The 19128-nt window shown below is 38.2% G+C and carries 19 protein-coding genes, 1 pseudogene and 1 other annotated feature; of the genes and pseudogenes, 2 read left to right on the forward strand and 18 right to left on the reverse strand.

Annotated features, from left to right (window positions below):
• Positions 1-21: 21 nt before the first annotated feature.
• The 5 genes from glpK to LQZ76_RS00730 all read right to left on the reverse strand — a co-directional run bounded on the left by glpK (position 22) and on the right by LQZ76_RS00730 (position 4069).
• A complete protein-coding gene (gene glpK / locus LQZ76_RS00710) occupies positions 22-1521 on the reverse strand; it encodes a glycerol kinase GlpK (RefSeq protein WP_230097859.1) in 1500 nt (499 codons plus the stop codon).
• A gap of 69 nt (positions 1522-1590) precedes the next feature.
• Positions 1591-1779 carry a 2-hydroxymuconate tautomerase gene (gene thmT, locus LQZ76_RS00715; RefSeq protein WP_230097860.1) on the reverse strand — a complete coding sequence of 63 codons (189 nt, stop codon included), beginning with the start codon at positions 1777-1779 and terminating at the stop codon, positions 1591-1593.
• 54 nt (positions 1780-1833) lie between these two features.
• The gene (locus tag LQZ76_RS00720) at positions 1834-2736 is read right to left on the reverse strand and encodes a YitT family protein (RefSeq protein ID WP_230097861.1); all 903 of its coding nucleotides are present in this window, start codon (positions 2734-2736) and stop codon (positions 1834-1836) included.
• 159 nt (positions 2737-2895) lie between these two features.
• Positions 2896-3639 (reverse strand): LrgB family protein, encoded by a 744-nt coding sequence (locus LQZ76_RS00725; RefSeq protein ID WP_230097862.1) that lies wholly within the window; start codon positions 3637-3639, stop codon positions 2896-2898.
• Between the two features lie 4 nt (positions 3640-3643).
• Positions 3644-4069 carry a CidA/LrgA family protein gene (locus LQZ76_RS00730; RefSeq protein WP_230097863.1) on the reverse strand — a complete coding sequence of 142 codons (426 nt, stop codon included), beginning with the start codon at positions 4067-4069 and terminating at the stop codon, positions 3644-3646.
• 294 nt (positions 4070-4363) lie between these two features.
• Between LQZ76_RS00730 and LQZ76_RS00735 the strand changes: the two genes are divergently transcribed.
• Positions 4364-5728 (forward strand): MDR family MFS transporter, encoded by a 1365-nt coding sequence (locus LQZ76_RS00735; protein WP_230097864.1) that lies wholly within the window; start codon positions 4364-4366, stop codon positions 5726-5728.
• Between the two features lie 247 nt (positions 5729-5975).
• Here the strand turns inward: LQZ76_RS00735 and metF are convergent, their stop codons facing one another.
• Positions 5976-6866 (reverse strand): methylenetetrahydrofolate reductase [NAD(P)H], encoded by an 891-nt coding sequence (metF, locus tag LQZ76_RS00740; protein WP_230097865.1) that lies wholly within the window; start codon positions 6864-6866, stop codon positions 5976-5978.
• The gene (gene metE, locus LQZ76_RS00745) at positions 6853-9120 is read right to left on the reverse strand and encodes a 5-methyltetrahydropteroyltriglutamate--homocysteine S-methyltransferase (RefSeq protein WP_230097866.1); all 2268 of its coding nucleotides are present in this window, start codon (positions 9118-9120) and stop codon (positions 6853-6855) included. The genes metF and metE overlap by 14 nt, the downstream gene beginning before the upstream one ends.
• Positions 9121-9210: 90 nt before the next feature.
• Positions 9211-9458 (reverse strand) — a binding site (T-box leader).
• A gap of 238 nt (positions 9459-9696) precedes the next feature.
• Here metE and LQZ76_RS00750 point away from each other — a divergent pair.
• Positions 9697-10230, forward strand: coding sequence for a hypothetical protein (locus LQZ76_RS00750; protein ID WP_230097867.1), 534 nt, complete (start codon positions 9697-9699; stop codon positions 10228-10230).
• A 46-nt stretch (positions 10231-10276) separates the two neighbouring features.
• Here LQZ76_RS00750 and LQZ76_RS00755 read toward each other — a convergent pair whose 3' ends face one another.
• The 11 genes and pseudogenes from LQZ76_RS00755 to LQZ76_RS00805 form a co-directional block, all read right to left on the reverse strand.
• The gene (locus tag LQZ76_RS00755) at positions 10277-12079 is read right to left on the reverse strand and encodes an ABC transporter substrate-binding protein (RefSeq protein WP_230097868.1); all 1803 of its coding nucleotides are present in this window, start codon (positions 12077-12079) and stop codon (positions 10277-10279) included.
• Between the two features lie 216 nt (positions 12080-12295).
• Positions 12296-12787, reverse strand: coding sequence for an ECF transporter S component (locus LQZ76_RS00760; RefSeq protein WP_230097869.1), 492 nt, complete (start codon positions 12785-12787; stop codon positions 12296-12298).
• A 3-nt stretch (positions 12788-12790) separates the two neighbouring features.
• On the reverse strand, positions 12791-13357 hold the full coding sequence (locus tag LQZ76_RS00765) for a TIGR01440 family protein (RefSeq protein WP_230097870.1): 567 nt from the start codon (positions 13355-13357) through the stop codon (positions 12791-12793).
• Positions 13358-13382: 25 nt separating this feature from the next.
• Positions 13383-14210, reverse strand: coding sequence for a PfkB family carbohydrate kinase (locus LQZ76_RS00770; RefSeq protein ID WP_230097871.1), 828 nt, complete (start codon positions 14208-14210; stop codon positions 13383-13385).
• Positions 14211-14325: 115 nt separating this feature from the next.
• Entirely contained in the window at positions 14326-14508 is a 183-nt protein-coding gene (locus tag LQZ76_RS00775) for a hypothetical protein (RefSeq protein WP_230097872.1), read from the reverse strand.
• A gap of 72 nt (positions 14509-14580) precedes the next feature.
• Positions 14581-15003 (reverse strand): annotated as a pseudogene (arr, locus tag LQZ76_RS00780) (NAD(+)--rifampin ADP-ribosyltransferase).
• Between the two features lie 674 nt (positions 15004-15677).
• On the reverse strand, positions 15678-16142 hold the full coding sequence (locus LQZ76_RS00785; RefSeq protein WP_230097873.1) for a hypothetical protein: 465 nt from the start codon (positions 16140-16142) through the stop codon (positions 15678-15680).
• Positions 16139-16789, reverse strand: a complete 651-nt coding sequence (locus LQZ76_RS00790; RefSeq protein ID WP_230097874.1) for an ATP-binding cassette domain-containing protein — start codon at positions 16787-16789, stop codon at positions 16139-16141. Before LQZ76_RS00790 ends, LQZ76_RS00785 begins: the two co-directional genes overlap by 4 nt.
• Before the next feature lie 10 nt (positions 16790-16799).
• The gene (locus tag LQZ76_RS00795; RefSeq protein ID WP_230097875.1) at positions 16800-17456 is read right to left on the reverse strand and encodes a hypothetical protein; all 657 of its coding nucleotides are present in this window, start codon (positions 17454-17456) and stop codon (positions 16800-16802) included.
• Positions 17453-18115, reverse strand: a complete 663-nt coding sequence (locus tag LQZ76_RS00800; RefSeq protein ID WP_230097876.1) for a hypothetical protein — start codon at positions 18113-18115, stop codon at positions 17453-17455. Before LQZ76_RS00800 ends, LQZ76_RS00795 begins: the two co-directional genes overlap by 4 nt.
• Positions 18116-18143: 28 nt before the next feature.
• Positions 18144-18944: a hypothetical protein gene (locus LQZ76_RS00805; protein ID WP_230097877.1), complete on the reverse strand. Its 801-nt coding sequence runs from the start codon at positions 18942-18944 to the stop codon at positions 18144-18146.
• Positions 18945-19128 lie beyond the last annotated feature (184 nt).

A 19128-nucleotide genomic window follows, 5' to 3' on the forward strand; every position in this document is an offset into this window, starting at 1 on the left:
GAACCCAACTGCGATTACAGCTTAGTTTTTAAACATTTGAGCGGCTTTAACCGCCATTTGCCAACCCGCATACTTACGCTCGCGCACATCAGCTGGCATTTGACTTGTAAACGTATCTCGCAATTGCCACATTCGCTTAAGCTCAGCTTGATCTTGCCAGAACCCGACAGCTAATCCCGCTAAGAAGGCCACCCCTAGCGCGGTTGTTTCACTAACAATCGGGCGCTTAATATCACGGTCTAAAATATCGGCTTGAAATTGCATCAAATAGTCATTATTTGAGGCGCCCCCATCAACCGCTAAAGCCGTAATTGGTAAACCAGTATCCGTGGCCATCGTTGCTACGACGTCGCGGGTTTGATAAGCTAACGATTCAACTGTGGCCCGAATAAACTGTTCTTTAGTCGTTGCTCGCGTTAAGCCAAAGACGGCTCCGCGCATATCTTGATCCCAATACGGGGCCCCTAAACCAGTAAAGGCGGGAATCACATAAACGTTGTCATCTGCATCAGCTGCGGCCGCCAATGCATCCGTGTCCCCCGCATGGTCCACTAACTGCATGCCATCACGTAACCATTGAATCGCAGAACCCGCCGCAAAAATACTTCCTTCAAGGGCATACGTAACTTGGCCATCAAGGCCATACGCGATGGTCGTTAATAAGCCGTTGTTAGAAAACTTCGGCGTATCCCCCGTATTGAGCATAATAAAGGCGCCGGTCCCGTAGGTATTTTTAACCATCCCCGGTTCAAAAGCTGCTTGCCCAAAAAGTGCGGCGTGTTGATCACCAGCAATTCCGGCAATGGGAACCTTAATACCATAAAAACCATAATCTTGAGTGTAGCCAAATTTACCAGAAGATGGTTTAACTTCAGGCAACAAACTACGTGGAATGTTGAATAATTCAAGTAATTCTTCATCCCACTCCAATGTATTAATGTTAAATAACATCGTTCGACTGGCATTTGAATAATCCGTCGCATGCTTGTGGCCATTGGTCAACTTATACAAGATCCACGTATCAATCGTGCCAAACATCAACTCGCCTTTTTCAGCGCGTTGCCGGACGCCGGGGACATTGTCTAATATCCACATAATTTTAGTCGCACTAAAGTATGAGTCGACAACTAACCCCGTTTTTTGGTGAATTTTTTCAGTTAATCCGGCGGCCTTGAGGCGATCAGCAATCTCGGCAGTTTGCTTTGATTGCCACACAATTGCATTATATACGGGTTCGCCGGTGAGTCGATCCCAAATGACCGTCGTCTCCCGTTGGTTAGTAATCCCAATACTCGCAATTTTAAATGGTTTAATATTGGCTTGAATTAATACATCGGCCACGACTTGCTGCACTGTTTCCCAAATTACATTTGCATCATGTTCGACCCAGCCAGAATGTGGAAAAATTTGCGGAAATTCATGTTGGGCAATTTTGACAATCTCACCTCGTTTGTTAAAGATAATTGCCCGCGTACTAGTTGTCCCTTGGTCAATTGCCATGATAAATTGTTCATCTGTCATTTGCTGTCTATCCTTTACTTGTTATTCATGTAATCGATAAAAAAGACGTGGCTTTTCGCCACGTCTTTTTTAATTTTCATCACTTTTTAAGACGCCACCAACAGCGTAGCGGTCTTTAGCCATTTCGTTAACCACCACATGCACGTGCTCGGCGGGTGCACCAGTATTAGTGGCAACCGCAGCTGTAACATCTTGAACCATCTTCTTAATAGCTGCTTGTGAACGACCTTCAATCAATTCAATATGCACAATCGGCATTAGCGTTACCTCACATTAATATATTATTTTTATTTAAACATAATTATACTCGTTTTACTTAGGACTTCCAACCACTGTTTGTTTCCGAATTTGCTGTTGCGCATCTTCATCCCAGAAGTTACCTGATAAATCAACTGTACTTACTAAATTGATAAAGGCATCACTATCGGTATTCTTAACAATATGTTCCATTTCGTAAAGTTCATAGCGTGAGATAACAATCATTAAAGTTTTTGAATCTTGGCGGGTGTACGCACCTTGTGAATTAAGAATCGTAATTCCACGAATTAAGTCGGCGTGTAACGCAGCCACCACTTCATCGGCATGGGTCGTCACGATAAAGGCGGTTAAGCGTTGGTGACGTGTGTGTAATGTATCAATAATCCGTGATGACGCGTAAATCCCGATAATCGTATACATTGCGTTGGTCCAACCAATATTTAACCCCGCAATCGCCACAATTACTGAGTTAATGGTCATACTGATCGTCCCAATTGATTTACCCGTCGTTTTTTGCACGACCATCGCCACAATATCCATCCCAGCTGTTGAAAATCCGTACCGGAAAGTTAACCCGGTTCCGGCCCCGACTAGTAATCCCCCAAATAATGACGCTAATAATGGATTAGTCGTCAAACGCGTAACTGGTAAGACCACAATTAAAAATGACGTTAAAAATGAATTTATGAAGCTTAACACAGTAAATTGGGGACCAATTTTTAACCAACCAATAATCGCAATTGGAATGTTAAAAAGTAACACAAAGATCCCGGCAGAAACGCTCACTCCAAATGACGTATGCAAGACCCATGAAAGTAACTGTGAGACCCCAGTGAAACCACCAGCAAAAATATTATTAGGTGTTAAGAATTGGTTCAGTGCCACCGCTTCAATCACCCCTGTAAATACTAACACTAGCGCTTTCATGCCATATTCATAAAATCGACGTTTATTCATAAAAACCACCACAAATCCTTTATTCTTAATTTAATAATTATTACATAGATATCAAATTAATCCTATTAAAAAAATTAGCTTTACATGATAAAAATTCTAATTAAAAAGGTGGCTGAAACTTTGTTCAACCACCCTATGTTTTTTCACTAAATTTATCACTTAAAAGCCAATAAATTTGGCAAAAATTGGCACAACAATATCAACAACTAATCCCACGACAACTACGGAAATGGCAGCCATTGCCCCTTGTACTGAACCATATTCCATCGCTTTAGCTGATCCAATCGTGTGCCCGGCTGTCCCAAACCCAAGTCCAATCCCAATTGGGTTGTTTTCAAGTTTGAACCATTTAACCAACTTATCACCTAAGGCCATGATAAGCACGGCATTCAAGATAGCTGTCATCGCAGTAATCGCAGCGGCAGTTACCCCAGCTTGACCCCCAACCACATTGGCTGAAATTTGAATGGCAATCGCGGTGGTTGCTGCTTGTGGTAACATCGCCCCAAGTGATGTGTTACTAAGGCCCAGTACTTTACTAAGCCCAAAGATCAAGATTAATGAAATCACCATCCCAATAATCAATGATAAGAAGATTTGAATCCAGTATTTATGCAAAATATCACGACGCTTGTACAGTGGCACCGCAAACGCAACTGTAGCTGGGTTCAAGAACCAAAATAGAATATCGCCCCCTAATTTATAATTAGCATATGATTGGGCTGGTGTAATGTGAGCGATTTTACTAACAATTAATAAAATAACTACCCCCAAGACCATCGCAACGAATAATGGTTGAAATAGGAAGAATCCTTTTGATTTTTTAAATAAAAATTGCCCAAATACAAAAGTGGTGATTGATAAAAAGATCCCCCAAAATGGGGTTTGTAAAAATAATGCCATGTGCTTAGTCCTCCCCTTTTACATTATCTAAATGCAAGTCGCCATGTTCCTTCGTCAAGTACTTAAAGACTAATTGCGTTGTCCATGCCACACTTAGCAACATAATGATGGTTGATAAAATAATAATTGTAATTAATTGGAGCCCTTCAGCTTTTAAAATGTCCAAGGAAACCATAATTGAAACCCCTGATGGCACAAATAAGAAACCGATTAAACCAATTAACACACCTGAGAAACCATCAATATCATCAACTTTAACAAGTTTAAACTCGAGTGATGCATAAAGTAGTACTAACCCCACTAATGGAGCAGGAACTGGAAATTTTGGAAATGATAACTTTAACATATATGAAATTGCATAAGAAATAAATAACACAACGGCATAAATACAAAATGCTTTTAAAACTTTTGGAATATTAATGTCTTTCATTGTATAATCCCTCCACTATCAATGAATAACTTTTTTAAACTTAAGAACTACTTAAAGTATAACAAAAATTATTAAATAGCGGTAGCATTAATATGTAAGCGCTTAACTAAAATTTAGTATTTTAATGTTTAAGAAACTATTAACATTAATAGTTGCATTTTAGGGGCTTTCTTGTATATAATTAAGAACATAGATATAAAAATATCGTACAGATAACACTTTATGTGTCGAAGAACAGAGGCGATTCCTATTTACTTAGGAATTATCTCTGTTTTTTTGCGTTTAGGAGGAAATATGAATAAACAGTTACACCTTTTAGCAGCCGTAATTGCTACCGGTTTGCTATCTTTTAGTGGCGTCCTCATTGAAACTGCAATGAACGTTACTTTTCCAATTTTAATTGATCAGTTCCATATCAATCCCAGTACCGTTCAATGGGTAACCACGATGTACTTACTTGTGATTGCTATCATGGTACCATTAACTAATTTTTTACTCAAAAAATTTGCCATTAAGCCCTTATTTATCATTGCCAATTTGTTCTTTATTCTTGGGTTAACACTTGATTTAATCGCCCCTAACTTTACGACCTTATTAGTTGGCCGCTTTTTCCAAGGTTTTGGGACGGGGATTGGCTTACCATTAATGTTTCATATCATTCTAAATTTTGCCCCGCTAGCAAAACGTGGCTTAATGATGGGAATTGGTACATTAACGACATCAATCGCCCCCGCAATTGGGCCCACTTATGGTGGTTTATTAACGACTAATTACTCTTGGCATTACATCTTTTTATTCTTGCTTCCGGTCCTCGTTGTTTCATTAATTATCGGATTATATGCCATCCCCTTGCAAAAAGTTAATACCGCTAGCACTCTTGATGTTGCGCATCTTGCCAGCCTCGCAATCTTTTTTACTGGTATGTTGATGTTTTTAAATGAACCCACGCAGCTATTAAATATCGGCCTATTAATGATTGGCTTACTCGCCGGGGGTTACAGTATTTACCGGGCTAATAGTAGCGCCGAACCTTTATTACGTTTAAACGTCTTTAAAAATCGTGCTTATACAACGGCCCTTTTAAGTTTCTTAGCCATTCAAGCGCTCTTTCTTGGCGGTTCATTCATTATTCCGACCTTTATTCAAATTAGCCTGGGCTATAATGCCTTTATCGCTGGGGTTGTCATGGTTCCGGGGGCCTTAGTAAGTGCGCTTTTGGCTCCAGTTGCTGGGCGCTTACTTGATCAAGTTGGTGCTAAAAAACCGATTATCGGAGGATTAACCATCACAGCACTGGGAGTCGTTATTTTGATTTTAGCCTGCATCGAACAGTCAATTGGTTTACTAATTTGCGCCCATGTTATCTACTCAATTGGAACGGGGTTTGCCTACAGTAATTTGATGACGGCGGGGATGAACGCCATTCCGACAGCTGAATATGGCGATGGTTCAACGGTCTTTAATACGTTACAACAATTTATTGGGGCCGTCGCTACAACGGTTGTCGCCACAATTATCACAATTACCCAAGCGTACTACGCAACTCTAAGTACTGGTACGAGTTACGGGACTTTAATCGGGCTCGGGTGTTTGTTAATTTTAATTGTTGCCGCCTTACTTAGTTGTGTGTTTTTCTTTAAAAAAGCGCCATTAAAATAAAAAAAGGGAGTGTGACAGAAGTCGGGCGATATCGAGAAATACACTAAAAATCCTCTATGAAGAAAATTCTTCGTAGAGGATTTTGTCGTATTTCGAATATATCGGACTTCTGGAACACGTTCTAGCAGCAAATTACCACTAGGAAAGAGTAATGTCAAAACCCCTTTTTTGAACTTTGACTTATTTTATAACTATGTGTAAATTAAAGATATATGCGCATTATTTTGATATATAGGTAAATAATCGGTTAGTGGGCAATCAATTTTTCAGTTGCGGCATCTTCAAATAATGAATGGGTGGCGGCCCAGATACGCTTGGCGTTCTCAGCGTTATTCATCGTGTATAGATGAATTCCATCCACCCCTGAAGAAACTAAATCAACAATTTGATCAACGGCAAAAGCAATTCCCGCATCGCGCATTGCTTCGGGTTTATTTTCATACCGTGATAAGATTGACGCAAATTTCTTTGGAATTTCAATACCACTAACTTGCGCAATCCGTTCAATTTGCTTCTTATTAGTACATGGCATAATCCCGGCTTCGACTGGCACTTGAATATCAGCCAACTCTAAGCGTTCTTTGAAGTTATAAAAATGCGTATTATCAAAGAATAGTTGTGTAATCAAATGAGTCACCCCAGCATCGACTTTCTTCTTCAAATAGCGAATATCATCAACGGTTGATGCTGACTCTAAGTGCACTTGTGGGTAACACGCCCCGGCAATATCAAAAGCCCCATATTCTTTGATAAAGGTTGCTAAATCATTAGCATGGTTAAATTCACCAACTGGAATTTCACCTTCAATGGCATCCCCCCGGAGTACCAAAACATTTTTCACGTCATGGGCCACTAAATCATCGAGTAATCTCGTCACCTTCGCTTTTGATTGATAGAGCCCCGGCACATGGGCCACGGCTGGAATCTGTAAATCATTTTGAATAAAATCAGCTACCTTGATTGTATCTTCACTTTTAGCCATCCCCCCGGCTCCAAGCGTCACTGAGATAAAATCTGGCTTAATTTGTTTTAAATCAACCAATGTTTTACTCAAGTTCTCAATACCGACTTGGGTATGTGGCGGAAAGACTTCCAATGAGAAAACAGTCTTTTTCTCAAACAAATCAGTTAATGCCATTTAATTTCCCCCGGACTTCAAATGTTGCTGCAACTAAGTTTTCTAAACTTTCAGTGGCTTCTTTATCACCCCGGGTCTTCAAACCACAGTCTGGATTGATCCAAACTTTTTCAGTTGGTAACTTAGCCAAAATTTTATTGATAATATCAACGAGTTCATCCTTACTTGGAATTCGTGGTGAGTGAATATCATAAATCCCAGGACCAACTTCTGTTTCAAAGTTATTCGCTTTTAAATCTTCAATTAATGATAAATCAGAACGTGAAGCTTCAAATGAAATCACATCAGCATCCAAATCATCAATAGCTTTAACGATGTCGTTAAATTCACTGTAGCACATGTGGGTGTGAATTTGCGTCGTTGGTTCAACCTTACTGTGAACTAAGCGAAAGGCTGGCACAGCCCAATCAAGGTATTCCTTGAACCAATCACTCTTACGAAGCGGTAATTTTTCACGTAAGGCGGCTTCATCGATTTGAATAATCTTAATCCCATGCGCTTCAAGATCAAGGACTTCATCTTGGATAGCTAACGCAATTTGCGTTACCGATTCTTCCGGCGTGATATCTTCACGTGGGAATGACCAGTTAAAGATGGTCACTGGTCCTGTGAGCATTCCCTTCATCCATTTATCAGTCAAGCTTTGGGCATAAGCTGAAGTTTCAACCGTGATGGCTTCCTTACGGCTAACATCACCCCAGATAATTGGTGGCTTAACAGCCCGTGAACCGTATGATTGTACCCAGGCATTCTTGGTAAATTCAAATCCAGCTAAGTGTTCCCCAAAGTATTCAACCATGTCGTTACGTTCAAATTCACCATGGACTAAAACATCCAACCCAATTTCTTCTTGGAATTTAACAATGTCGGCAATCTTTTCGCGGTTAAAGGCATCGTATTCTGCACGAGTAATTTCACCTTTCCGGAACTTGGCGCGGTTACTACGCACATCGGCCGTTTGTGGGAATGAGCCAATGGTCGTTGTTGGTAATTCTGGTAAGTTAAATTCCGCTTTTTGAATCTTGGCCCGTTCTTCACGTGATGGCTGACGGTGGTAGTCAGCTTCAGTTAATTGATCAATGCGGGCGTGCACATTCGCATCAAATGGGTGGTTAACGCTGGCAAACAATTCTTCATTGGCCTCTAAAGCAGTATCACCATTACCGGCTAAAATGGCATCAAGTTCTTTTAATTCCGTTAACTTTTGCACCGCAAAAGCTAAGTGTTGTAATAAATCTGGATTCAAGTTAGGTTCATTAGCCGTCGTAAATGGGACGTGGAGTAATGAACATGAAGTTGAAAGAATGTAGTTTTCAACAGGAAGACTCTTGATTAATTCAACCGTTTTCCGGTATTCATTACGCCAAATGTTCTTACCGTTAACAACCCCCGCAAACAAAATTTTGTCATTTGGGAAACCTAGTTCTTTAATTAAGGCGCGGTTGTATTTACCTTCAAGTAAGTCCAAACCAAGCCCTTCAACTGGCAATGCTACCAAGGTGCTGTAGATATCACGAACATCCCCAAAATAAGTTTGGATATTAACTTTGAAACCGTGTTCTTGGGCTAATAATTGCGTGTAAATATCTTGGAAGAAGGCTTTGTCCTCATCCGTTAAATCAAACACTAATGCTGGTTCATCAATTTGTAACCACGCAATACTTGTTTCGTTTAACTTCGCAAAGATTTCTCGGTAAGCAGCAATCGTATCAACAGCAAAATCAGCGGCTTGCTTAGTACCAATGTAGCGCGCTAATTTGAGTAACGTAAATGGTCCAACAATTGAAGCCTTAACATTAGCGTGTTTACTAGTTGCAAGTGCTACATCATCAAACAACCGATTGCCAGTAACTTTAATTTGAGTGGTATCGTTAATTTCTGGCACGATGTAGTGATAGTTAGTGTTAAACCACTTCTTCATTGGGAGGGCCTTAACTGATTTTTCACCTTCTTGGTAACCACGTGCAAGGGCAAAATATTGATCCAAATCATCTAAATCTAATTCACGGTATCGATTAGGAATAATGTTAAGCAAGTACGCTGTATCCAACACGTTGTCAAAGAATGAAAAATCACCAGCACTCACAAAATCGATTCCTGCTTGGGCTTGAATATCCCAGTGCTTTTCTTTAATTGCAGTGGCTGCTTCAAGCAATTCGGTTTGCGTTGCATTATTTTTCCAATACTTTTCAGTAATGCGTTTTAATTCGCGGTGTTCACCAATCCGTGGAAATCCTACTACTGTTGTTGTCATACTTATATCCTCCAAAATGCCATTCATTATTTTTTATTTTCAATTCACGTTGCTTTTTAGTCAAAAAAAGTCCCGTAGCCTATTACTAGACTACGGGACGAAAAAATTCGTGTTACCACCCATATTTCAAAGAATATCACGATCCTTTGCTCACGAGGTACATCAATTGAGATACCTGCACGCGATAACGGGCGTTTTACCGAATAAAGCTTGTCAACGGGCTCACTTTATTACGACTCAGAGACCATCTTCAAAATCATCGTGATACTAACTTTCACCACCCCGTTAGCTCTCTATGCAATCACTTTGAGATTTACTCATCTCTTCAACATCATTGAATGGCTAAATTATAGAACGATTAATTTAGACTGTCAACATGAAAATAAAATTTAATTTTCTAATTTTACTCTTTTAATCAGCTAAATATCAATTGCCGTTTTTTAATTTTTCTTAATATACTTAAACAAAGGTGCTTAAAGATTGATTTAAATAGGCTTATTTTTAAATTCATTGCTCTTTTTTTAAATGCATACGTATCTTATTAGCATTCAAAAAATTTTTTAAGGAGAATATACAATGACGTTATCGAGTGTTCAAAAAGCCCAAATTATTTTACAAGGTGATCTTACCGCCCAATCAATTACCCGAAAAGTGGCAATTACCACCAATGTCATTAACCAAATTCGCAATCTTACCATGCCATTTGAGCACCTAACCCTCACTGAAATTGAACAATTGGCCGCTTATTTTGATATTTATGGTCCGAGCACCGAAAGTTTTACTGACCAACGGCTATTTTTAATTTCATATGTGATGTCACGTTCGTATTTTTATAACGGCGAACTTGAAATAATCGTGCGCGACAACGATCATCGACCACGCATTTTTGCTGTGATTATTACCAATCCAATCCAATTTATCGACAGTATTATTACTCATCACCCTTTTTACCAACTGCTAACTGAATTTGCTGAGTTACCACGTTTAGCTTTTCAACGTCAACTTAAGCGTCATTTTATTTGTAACATCCATCTGTTAGTCCAAGCGCCTTGCCAAGGTTATCAATTACGCCATCAAACCCTGGACATAACAAAAAAATCCGTCAAATGATGGTAGCTTCATCTAACGGATTTGGTTTAATTTATATTACTAGATCTTATTTAGGTTGGGCTGCTGAGACGCCAACATTAGCCCATAAATATTGATCATCAGCATGGTCATTGGACCAACCAACAACGCGCTTATTAACTGGTACCCAGTCTAAGGCGAAGTACGTTGGGATTACTGGTGCTTGGTCTTGCATATATTGTTGATATTTGTAAAAGGCCTCTTGCCGGGCACTAGGTTGTACTGCATCAAGGGCATCGACATTCTTAAGTAACCCTTCTAATGTTGGATTAGTAAAGTGGCCAAAGTTATATGGCGCATGTTGTCCATATAACCCAAATTGTGATGGATCAGATGAAACTGACCATTGGCCATCGGTAATATCCCAATCATTACTATTACCTGCCAACATCTTTTGGCCCCATGTTAAGTGATCAAATAACCGATCTTTGTATAACTTAACGCGGACCCCAATTTTTTGCCATTGTTGAATATAATTTTGGTCAATGGCCGCGGCATTAGGATCAATTGATTGGCCTAAAAATGTCAATGTAAATGGCTTACCAGCCGGTGTTAACCGATACTTGTGCGCTTTATCCCATTTAAAGCCGGCTTTATCTAAGAGATTATTGGCTTTACTAATATCAAGTGGGAAGCCTTTTACATTCGGGTCATTATACTTACCAAAAATTGGTCCAATGGTTGAATTAGCGCGTGTTTGTAAGCCATGACCGAATTTCTTAGTAACTTGATCAACGTTCATCGCATAACCAATGGCTTGACGTAAAGCGGCACTTTGGAGCGGTGTTTTCCGATCTTGAATATTCGTATTAGTTTGTGCGTCAAAATGCCCAACATTAAAGGCCAAGTAGCCATATGTTAATGAACGTTGGCCAGTTTGCACATAATCACTCAATTTTTTAACAACTGGATACGCCGTTGCTGGCATTTGTAAAGCCACATCGTATTTCTTATCTTTTAATGCCGCTCCAATCACAGCTGGTGATACAACTGAAATCACTAACTTCTTAAGCTTAGGCTTTGGTCCATAATAATATTTATTAGGCACATACGTTACCGATTGACCCGGAACGACTTTGCTAACCACGTATGGTCCATATGAAAGTGGTGCTTGGCGAATTTCTTTTGATGAAACTAATTTGGCTGGGGCCACATTTTTTAAATAATGGTATGGTTCAATATCTTCATTGTAAAAATCATTCCCTGAGTTCCACATGCCCGCTGTTAAGTGGTGGAATTGGACCCGAATTGAGTCGCCATCTTCACCATGGGGATACGTGATCCCGGTAATCGTTTTTGTCTTACCATTGTGAAAATCTTCGAAACCGACAATATTTGAAACGGTTGATGTGTAGTGTGGCGAACCATAAGCCGGATTAGCTACTAATTCATAGGCAAATTCTAAGTCTTTGGCGGTTATCTTGTGCCCATCCGACCAACGAATGCCCTTACGTAAGGTAATAGTCGCGGAATTGGTGGCTTTATCCAAGCGAATATTTGCCGCCCCACCATCGGTAATTTTAAAGTGACTATCCGTTTTGAACATTGAATTGCCATTTGTATGTGTCGGTCCAACCAAAGTTTGATCAGCATTAGTTTGTAACAATTCAAATGAAAAGATGCCCGTGAATGGTTCATCTTGAACAAGGGCAACATTCAGCGTGCCATTATTAATTGCTTTGTCAGGATTTTTATAAGCTACCTTTAAATCTCCAACTGATGCTGACGTCTCGGCTGAATTTTTGGCACTATTACCACACCCTGCTAAAATTCCTGAAAATAACATAACCGCTGTTGCTAAACTAGTAAAATACTTTGTTGATTTTTTCATGAAAATCATCGCCTGTTCTTTCGTTTTTTACTTATACTTATATTATTTTTTATAATACAAGTAAGCGCTTTCAGTATAGCGAAAGATTTCACAATATTCAATAGCATTTTCTAATTAAAGTCGATTCTAAGTTATTCTAACCGTATTTTAATAAAAAGAACCGTTATCACAACTAACTACAAACTGTAATTAGTCGAATAACGGTTCAATCCTTAATTATGATAATTGCTGACGATATTTTTTAACTTGTGGTACGACCACTAAGGCCACAATTGCTCCGACGATTCCTTGAATTAAATTCGTTGGAATGCCTAACGCACCAACGACTGGTGTATATAAAATTGAATCAGCTGCAAAATAACACGCGACCATCACAATAATCGCTACCCCTAAGGCTAATGATTGCCGGTGATATTTTTTAAATAACCAACCAGCAATAAATCCTTCCAAGCCGTGGGCAATTAGTGAAAAGAACATGTATTGACTGTAACCAGAAATTAAATCTAACAACAAGCCACCCAAACCACCCACAATTGCCCCGGGAACTGGACCTAAAACAAGGGCGCAAATTAAGATACACGCGTCACATAAATTAATGTTCCCATGCGTCCAGGGAATGGGAATAATAAAAACGCGGCCTAAAACAACGGTTAAGGCCATCATTAAAGCGCCAAAAATTAATTGCCGTAAGTGATTTTTTGAATTCATACGTTATTCCTCCAAGTTAGCTGCTGTAAATTGATACTGTGCGCGCTCCCCACCAATCTTTTTAGGCCGACTTGTCAAGGCAACAACCCGTGCGGCACCAACATCACGGTGTTGCAAAGGTACCGGAATTTGCACAAACTTCACATGCATCCCAATTTCCGTACCCCCAATATCAATACCGCCTTGTGCGACAATATGTTCAACTTCAACAGGATCTTGCATGCGTTGATAGGCTGCAACTTGGGTCCCGCCACCTGCGTGCATCGCAGGCACAACATCTACGATTTCAAGGTTATTAGCTTCCGCAACACTTCGCTCGACTAATAATGCGCGGTTTAAATGTTCACAACCTTGAACGGCAATCGCCATCCCGCGTGGTTTCAAGTATTCTTGAATGGTTTCATAGACCACTTGACCAACATCTAAGCTGGAATTTGTCCCTTTCCAATCACCCCGAATTTCACTTGTACTACAACCGACAACAAATAATTTGCCTGGTTGCGTCACTTGGGCAAAATAATCATCTAACACGTTCTTCAAATCCACTTGAATTTGTTCCATTGTAAGCATGCTTGGCACCTCTCATATATATTATTTATTTTTGTTGGACAATTTTTGCTAGCACTGGCACCAATTGTAATCCAAATTTACGAACAGCCACGGGTAAGGCCGCCGTTGCAGTAATTGCGAGATATACCCCGTCAGCGGCTGCTTGTAAGGCCTCTTCAAATGGCAATTCCCGTTGTAAATAACCACACAATAACGCACTAAACGTATCACCAGCCCCATAAAAATGCCCCGCAAATTTTGGTTGCTCAATGAAGCAAATTTGCCCCGTCGTATCTTGATAAGCAATCGCAACCGTCGCGTTAAAGTTAATTCCCGTTACGACCACTCGGGCCGAAATGCCGTGTTGTGGTAATTGGTTTAATAATTCGGCCACTTTAGCCGGTGTTGCTTTTTGTCCCAACGGCTGATCAGTTAGTAACTGTAATTCTGTCCAATTAGGCGTCAAAATCGTCGCACTCTGTGCCAACTGCTTAATCGCTGCCACATACCGCTGATCAAAACCCGGATATAGCTGCCCTTGATCGCCCATTACTGGATCAATCACAACTAAGGCTGGGTTAACTGTCGCTAATTCAGTCATTAATTGATGCACTGAGGCCACATCACCGACATAGCCGACTAAGGCACTATTAATTTCCATATCGGGTATCGTTTGCCAATGGGCACTGGCAGTGGTCCGCCATGATAAAGTCGGCAAGGTTGCTGGTAGCCCGAAAGCTTCAGTTTGTGTTGATAAAATCGTAGTCGGCATCGCAATCGTTGTAATGCCAAAAGCACTTAAAATATTTAAGGCCGCGACCATCGATATTTGACCAACTGCTGATAAATCCTCAGCAATTAATGTCACTTGCATTGACTGTACCCTTTCTAATTATTTTCTAATGTATTGTTTATCATACGCTAATCATATGCTTGTGTAAACACTCTTTAATACAAAAAAGCCGACATTAATCGTCGACTTATCATCATTATTCACCATAGTGCGCTTGCTTGTTGATAAATTCTTTTAAAGCAGCTTCAATTTTAGCTTTGGTTTCAGCAAAATCAGGATCTTCGATACTATTTAAAATCATTGTTAAATCACTAACCTTAGCGGAAACACGCGCTTTATTCATCAATAATTCAAGTTGGGCTTCGATACTATTATCCACGGTTATTTACCTCATTAATATTATTAACCTAAGTATACCATAGTGTAAACCCTTGCAAAATTGCTATTAACTTTAATCGTATATTTTAGCAGTACCTTGTGCTTTTAACTTAGCCAATCCTTGTTGCATCGTCGCAATTTACTCATCTGAATGGCGTTCCCAACTACCTAATTCACCAATAATTTTTAAGGGCTGCTTTGAACGGTATGAACGAGTTGGATTACCTGGGAACTTCTTATCTGTTACATTGGGATCATTTTCAAAATCGCCAGTCGGTTCGATTAAATATATATGTTCCTCACCTTCCCCACGGGCCAATTCTGCCCCCCATTTAGCAGCATCGATTGTAGCCGTGAAGTATATATTATTAGAAATGCGACCAACTTCTCCATAATTAGCTGGTTGCTTTGGTGTCAATAAATCGCCAAGTGCTAACTTACTTTTTGTACCATGAAAAAATGGCCCGTTATCTAAATCGTAATGTTTAAAAAGCATCCTAGTCCCTCGTATTCGTTTATAAAGTAGATAGAAATCTTACATCACTAAATTAGCTATGTCAATAAAAGCCATTACTTTGGGTTGAATTATTGGCATACAAACTCGTCTTCGAATCTAATTGAAATATATTATTGTTAATTTAGGAATGTTCAGTTTGAAAAATTTATGTTTTTTATTCCCTTATATCTAGTGGTCCCATTACATTTAAAACGCCTGCTAAACAAGTAGCTACTCAGTTAATTCCAAAACTGACCTCGCTATATGCATTATTAGATACAATTAGTTTACTTATTTTTGGGCTTCTAATTATTGGCCTATTAGTAAGTCACCTAATTAAACTTTTAAAACCTAAGTTTACACCACTAAGTCAAAGATAAGTAATCAAACGCCATCTTTAATGATCTGATCTATTAAACACTTAAAGACGTTTATTCACGCACCCCCCAATATTGCGTACTACGAAGAGTCAGCTAAACAATAAAAAACGCTTTAATCCTATCATATCAAGAGTTAGGGCTTTTTTTTATTATTCTTGGTTCTTAAGTAATACCTTTATTTAAGGGGATAACAGAATTTAAACCTACGCACCCATCCAGCGAGTAATGTTTTAATTATTTCATTTCATTAGATGCATCTCAACACTCATTTCAAATTGCGTTAAATCTAGTTCATCAAACCAGTTTATTAACTGTATATTTACCATGGTTATTGTTAACGTACACTAAATAGTATTTTTTTAACCCATGGTTATCAATCTTTGTTTCTATATCAATTATATTTTTACCCGCCGTTAATGTGTCGGTCTTTTCACCATTAACAAGTATTGACTCCACCGTATTAACTTCATCATGCGCCCCATGCACATACCAGTTAATTGACGACATTTTCACATCATAATCAGTATTAATAACTAACCGAGCTATGTATTTACCATGTTGCACGGTTTGTTTAATAGTAATTAGTTTTACCCCATTACTCAATACATCATGTTTTGATTGCGCAATGATTTGTTGTTCTACTAGAGCATAGTTTTGATACTTAGCATTCACGTTTAACTTACTAATAACTAAATATGGTATCCCCACCACTATGAGTGCAATTATTAGGTAGTACCAATATTGTTTTTTAAATATCATCGATTAACTTCCTCAGTGATTGCGCCCTCACTACTATATTTAAAAATATTGTCAGCAATTTTTGCCAAAAACGCATAATCATGGCTCGACACCAAAACGGTCTTACCTTGTTGTTTTAAATCATCAATTAACTTAGCTAAGAATGCCAAGCCGTTTTCATCTAACGCATTGGTCGGCTCATCAAAAATCAAAATATCATCATTCTGGATTAAGGCCGCGGCAATCAGTAAGCGTTGATTCATTCCGAGGGAATATTCATTTACTTTTAAATGCTTCCCCTTTTGTAACCCGACATCATTTAATAGTTGATCTATATCAACGTCTTCATTTTTATTAAGTAATGTTAGTAATTTTAAATTTTCATAGCCCGTTTTATCTTTAAGTAAGCCATATTCTTGCATTGAAAAACCAATTCCCGGCGCAAACATAACATCTTTTCGGACGATTGCACCATTAACGATTACCTTGCCACTCGTTACGTTCATAAAGCCTAAAATAATTTTAAAAGTAACTGACTTACCGGAACCATTTGGGCCACTAAAACCATAAACCTTATTTTTTTCAATTTTTAAATTAACATCATCTAAAATTAATCGTTTTCGAAACTTCTTACTAACATTAATTAATTCAATTATTGGGGTTTCCATCGCAATCTCCTTATACCATAAAATCCATTTTTTTAATGTGGTTACTTATAAACCCGCTCAAAATAAGCAAACCGCTTAAGGTTGCTGTTTCCGTCCAGGTAAAATGATAGTCAATACGGCTAGCCATTAATTGTGAAATAAGCGGAAAAGTATTAATGGCTATCCCCAAAATATAAACTGCCATGGCCCCCATTAGGGTAATAATAGGGGTAACAATCACTGATATTAGACCATATAAGCAAGCAATTAATATATTCATTATCCAGTAAATAATAAAAAAATTGAGATTTCCCAGTTTATGCCAAAAAATAATATACGTGCCGATAACTAAACCCAAATTTGAAATTACTAGCACAATACCAATTGATGCCAAATAATGCCAAAGTTTAATTTTGGCGACATAAATATACTGTTGTATCACTAATTCTGTAACCGCATTGCCAATAATCATTATTGGCACAAAACTTAATCCCAGCCAAATAATTGGTAAGCTAAAATTGTTATCTAGCTGGATAACACCATAAAAGACCTGACTAAACGTTTGACCGTTAAAACGCTGAATTAATAGCATACTAAAATAAAAAAGACTCAGGCATAAATAACGATATTTAACATTTTGCCAATATAAAAGCCAATTACGATAAATTAATTTCCCAAAAATCCTCATATTGTACTCCGTATCATCAATAATTTGGGGGTAAACGTAAATATACCAATTAGTAATCCGATGTTGATCAATAAATTGATCCATATGTCCGTACCAATAATTGCAAAGTGAAATCCATGATAGATAAATAATGAAAATTGAAATTTTGTAAAAATCATCGTATCAATTAAAATAAAAATCGATACACCAACAAGTGCCTTAACCTTATTAAAAATAATGGCAAGTATGCAACAAAGCCCACCCAAAATAAAAGTACTGCACATAAATACGATGCTAAAACTAACAAAATTCAATAATATTTGTAGATTCAATCTTGGCCAGTGTTGTTTTGCTGTCAACGCATAGGCAAGTGTGCTAATACCGACGGCACCAATGTATATATTACTAATTCTAAAGACGTTATAAAGTAAAAAAGTTACTAGTCTTTTGGTAGTTACTAATAAGTATAATTCTGGTTGTGTCGGCACTCGGAATAATCCTAGGAAACTAATCACCATCATTGGTAGCTCAAATTGGAGTACATTAGCTCTTCGCTGTATTACAAAGATAATTTTTTCAAAAATATTTAGTGGTCTACCTGCAAGTAAATCCGCATTACCAAGCCGTGGAAAAATAAAGATTATCCAAATCCCCATTACTACTAAACTAATTAATGGCATTAAAGCCCATTTTCTTTGAGCAAATATTTTACACATTAAACCGTCTTTTAACCCCCAAATAGTGAATGACCGCCATTATAATAAATCCGATAATCGTCGCTAAGACCGTTGGCATAAAATTAGGCACGGCTTTTAGACCTATTTCACTTGCTAGTAATACCGGTGATTGTAACATCGGATTGCTTGATTGCACCGCTAAAATTGTTAACATCATTGAGATTACAAATCCTGCTGACAGTGTAGCAAAGCGATTATTTATATATACCGCCACTAATGATGAAAATACCGCAAAACCCGCACCGACGACCCCACTTATTAGCAAGTAGATCATTACTAATAAAGCTGGATGGGTGTAATATAAATCCGCAAAAAACGTTAATCCAGGAAAAATACTATTTCCATAATTCAAGAAAATATTTGGTGTTATATTTGGTAGCACACACCATAAAACAATAAAATCAAGCGCCAATGGCAACATTACAGTTAAAGCACCACTAATGGCTGCAATTAATTGAGTTGTTAACGCATATTGCCAAATCTTTTTATGGCGATTAATTTGCCAAAAGAACCCACTGCGTAAATCATCACTAATTATTTGTGCGCTCGATAAACTAGCTAAGATTGGGATTGCCATAAAATAAAATACCCCCAATCCTGTTAAATTCATTGATAGCCATTGTGTATATGGCGTAAAAAAAGTTGTCCGCCCGTTAATTTGCGGTAAGATAACAGGTAAAATCGTGACTAGATGAATCGTTACAATCACACAACCAATTAATAACCCTAATCGATAACGATAATTATTTATTCGTGCTAACCAAAAAGTCATCCAATTATAAACTCCTTTGAAACAAAACTACAGATCAATCATTGACCCATTTTTATTTAAAACCTTAAATCTAGCTTAACATTATTATTTTTTACAAACAATAATTTTTTAGTGCTTATTTGATAATAAAAAAATAATAGCAACTAAAAAAACGTAACTCTTATATCCTAAGAGTTACGTTTTT

Source organism: Periweissella ghanensis (assembly GCF_918814755.1).
GTDB lineage: Bacteria > Bacillota > Bacilli > Lactobacillales > Lactobacillaceae > Periweissella > Periweissella ghanensis.

Excerpts from the sequence above, each read along its gene's own strand:
- LQZ76_RS00790 (WP_230097874.1), bottom strand. The coding sequence starts at position 16,789 with ATGGAAACCCCAATAATTGAATTAATTAATGTTAGTAAGAAGTTTCGA.
- LQZ76_RS00720 (WP_230097861.1), bottom strand. The coding sequence starts at position 2,736 with ATGAATAAACGTCGATTTTATGAATATGGCATGAAAGCGCTAGTGTTA.
- LQZ76_RS00795 (WP_230097875.1), bottom strand. The coding sequence starts at position 17,456 with ATGAGGATTTTTGGGAAATTAATTTATCGTAATTGGCTTTTATATTGG.
- LQZ76_RS00800 (WP_230097876.1), bottom strand. The coding sequence starts at position 18,115 with ATGCCATTAATTAGTTTAGTAGTAATGGGGATTTGGATAATCTTTATT.
- LQZ76_RS00765 (WP_230097870.1), bottom strand. The coding sequence starts at position 13,357 with ATGCTTACAATGGAACAAATTCAAGTGGATTTGAAGAACGTGTTAGAT.
- LQZ76_RS00730 (WP_230097863.1), bottom strand. The coding sequence starts at position 4,069 with ATGAAAGACATTAATATTCCAAAAGTTTTAAAAGCATTTTGTATTTAT.
- LQZ76_RS00735 (WP_230097864.1), top strand. The coding sequence starts at position 4,364 with ATGAATAAACAGTTACACCTTTTAGCAGCCGTAATTGCTACCGGTTTG.
- LQZ76_RS00725 (WP_230097862.1), bottom strand. The coding sequence starts at position 3,639 with ATGGCATTATTTTTACAAACCCCATTTTGGGGGATCTTTTTATCAATC.
- LQZ76_RS00760 (WP_230097869.1), bottom strand. The coding sequence starts at position 12,787 with ATGAATTCAAAAAATCACTTACGGCAATTAATTTTTGGCGCTTTAATG.
- glpK (WP_230097859.1), bottom strand. The coding sequence starts at position 1,521 with ATGACAGATGAACAATTTATCATGGCAATTGACCAAGGGACAACTAGT.
- metF (WP_230097865.1), bottom strand. The coding sequence starts at position 6,866 with ATGGCATTAACTGATTTGTTTGAGAAAAAGACTGTTTTCTCATTGGAA.
- LQZ76_RS00805 (WP_230097877.1), bottom strand. The coding sequence starts at position 18,944 with ATGACTTTTTGGTTAGCACGAATAAATAATTATCGTTATCGATTAGGG.
- thmT (WP_230097860.1), bottom strand. The coding sequence starts at position 1,779 with ATGCCGATTGTGCATATTGAATTGATTGAAGGTCGTTCACAAGCAGCT.
- LQZ76_RS00770 (WP_230097871.1), bottom strand. The coding sequence starts at position 14,210 with ATGCAAGTGACATTAATTGCTGAGGATTTATCAGCAGTTGGTCAAATA.
- LQZ76_RS00755 (WP_230097868.1), bottom strand. The coding sequence starts at position 12,079 with ATGAAAAAATCAACAAAGTATTTTACTAGTTTAGCAACAGCGGTTATG.
- LQZ76_RS00750 (WP_230097867.1), top strand. The coding sequence starts at position 9,697 with ATGACGTTATCGAGTGTTCAAAAAGCCCAAATTATTTTACAAGGTGAT.
- LQZ76_RS00785 (WP_230097873.1), bottom strand. The coding sequence starts at position 16,142 with ATGATATTTAAAAAACAATATTGGTACTACCTAATAATTGCACTCATA.
- metE (WP_230097866.1), bottom strand. The coding sequence starts at position 9,120 with ATGACAACAACAGTAGTAGGATTTCCACGGATTGGTGAACACCGCGAA.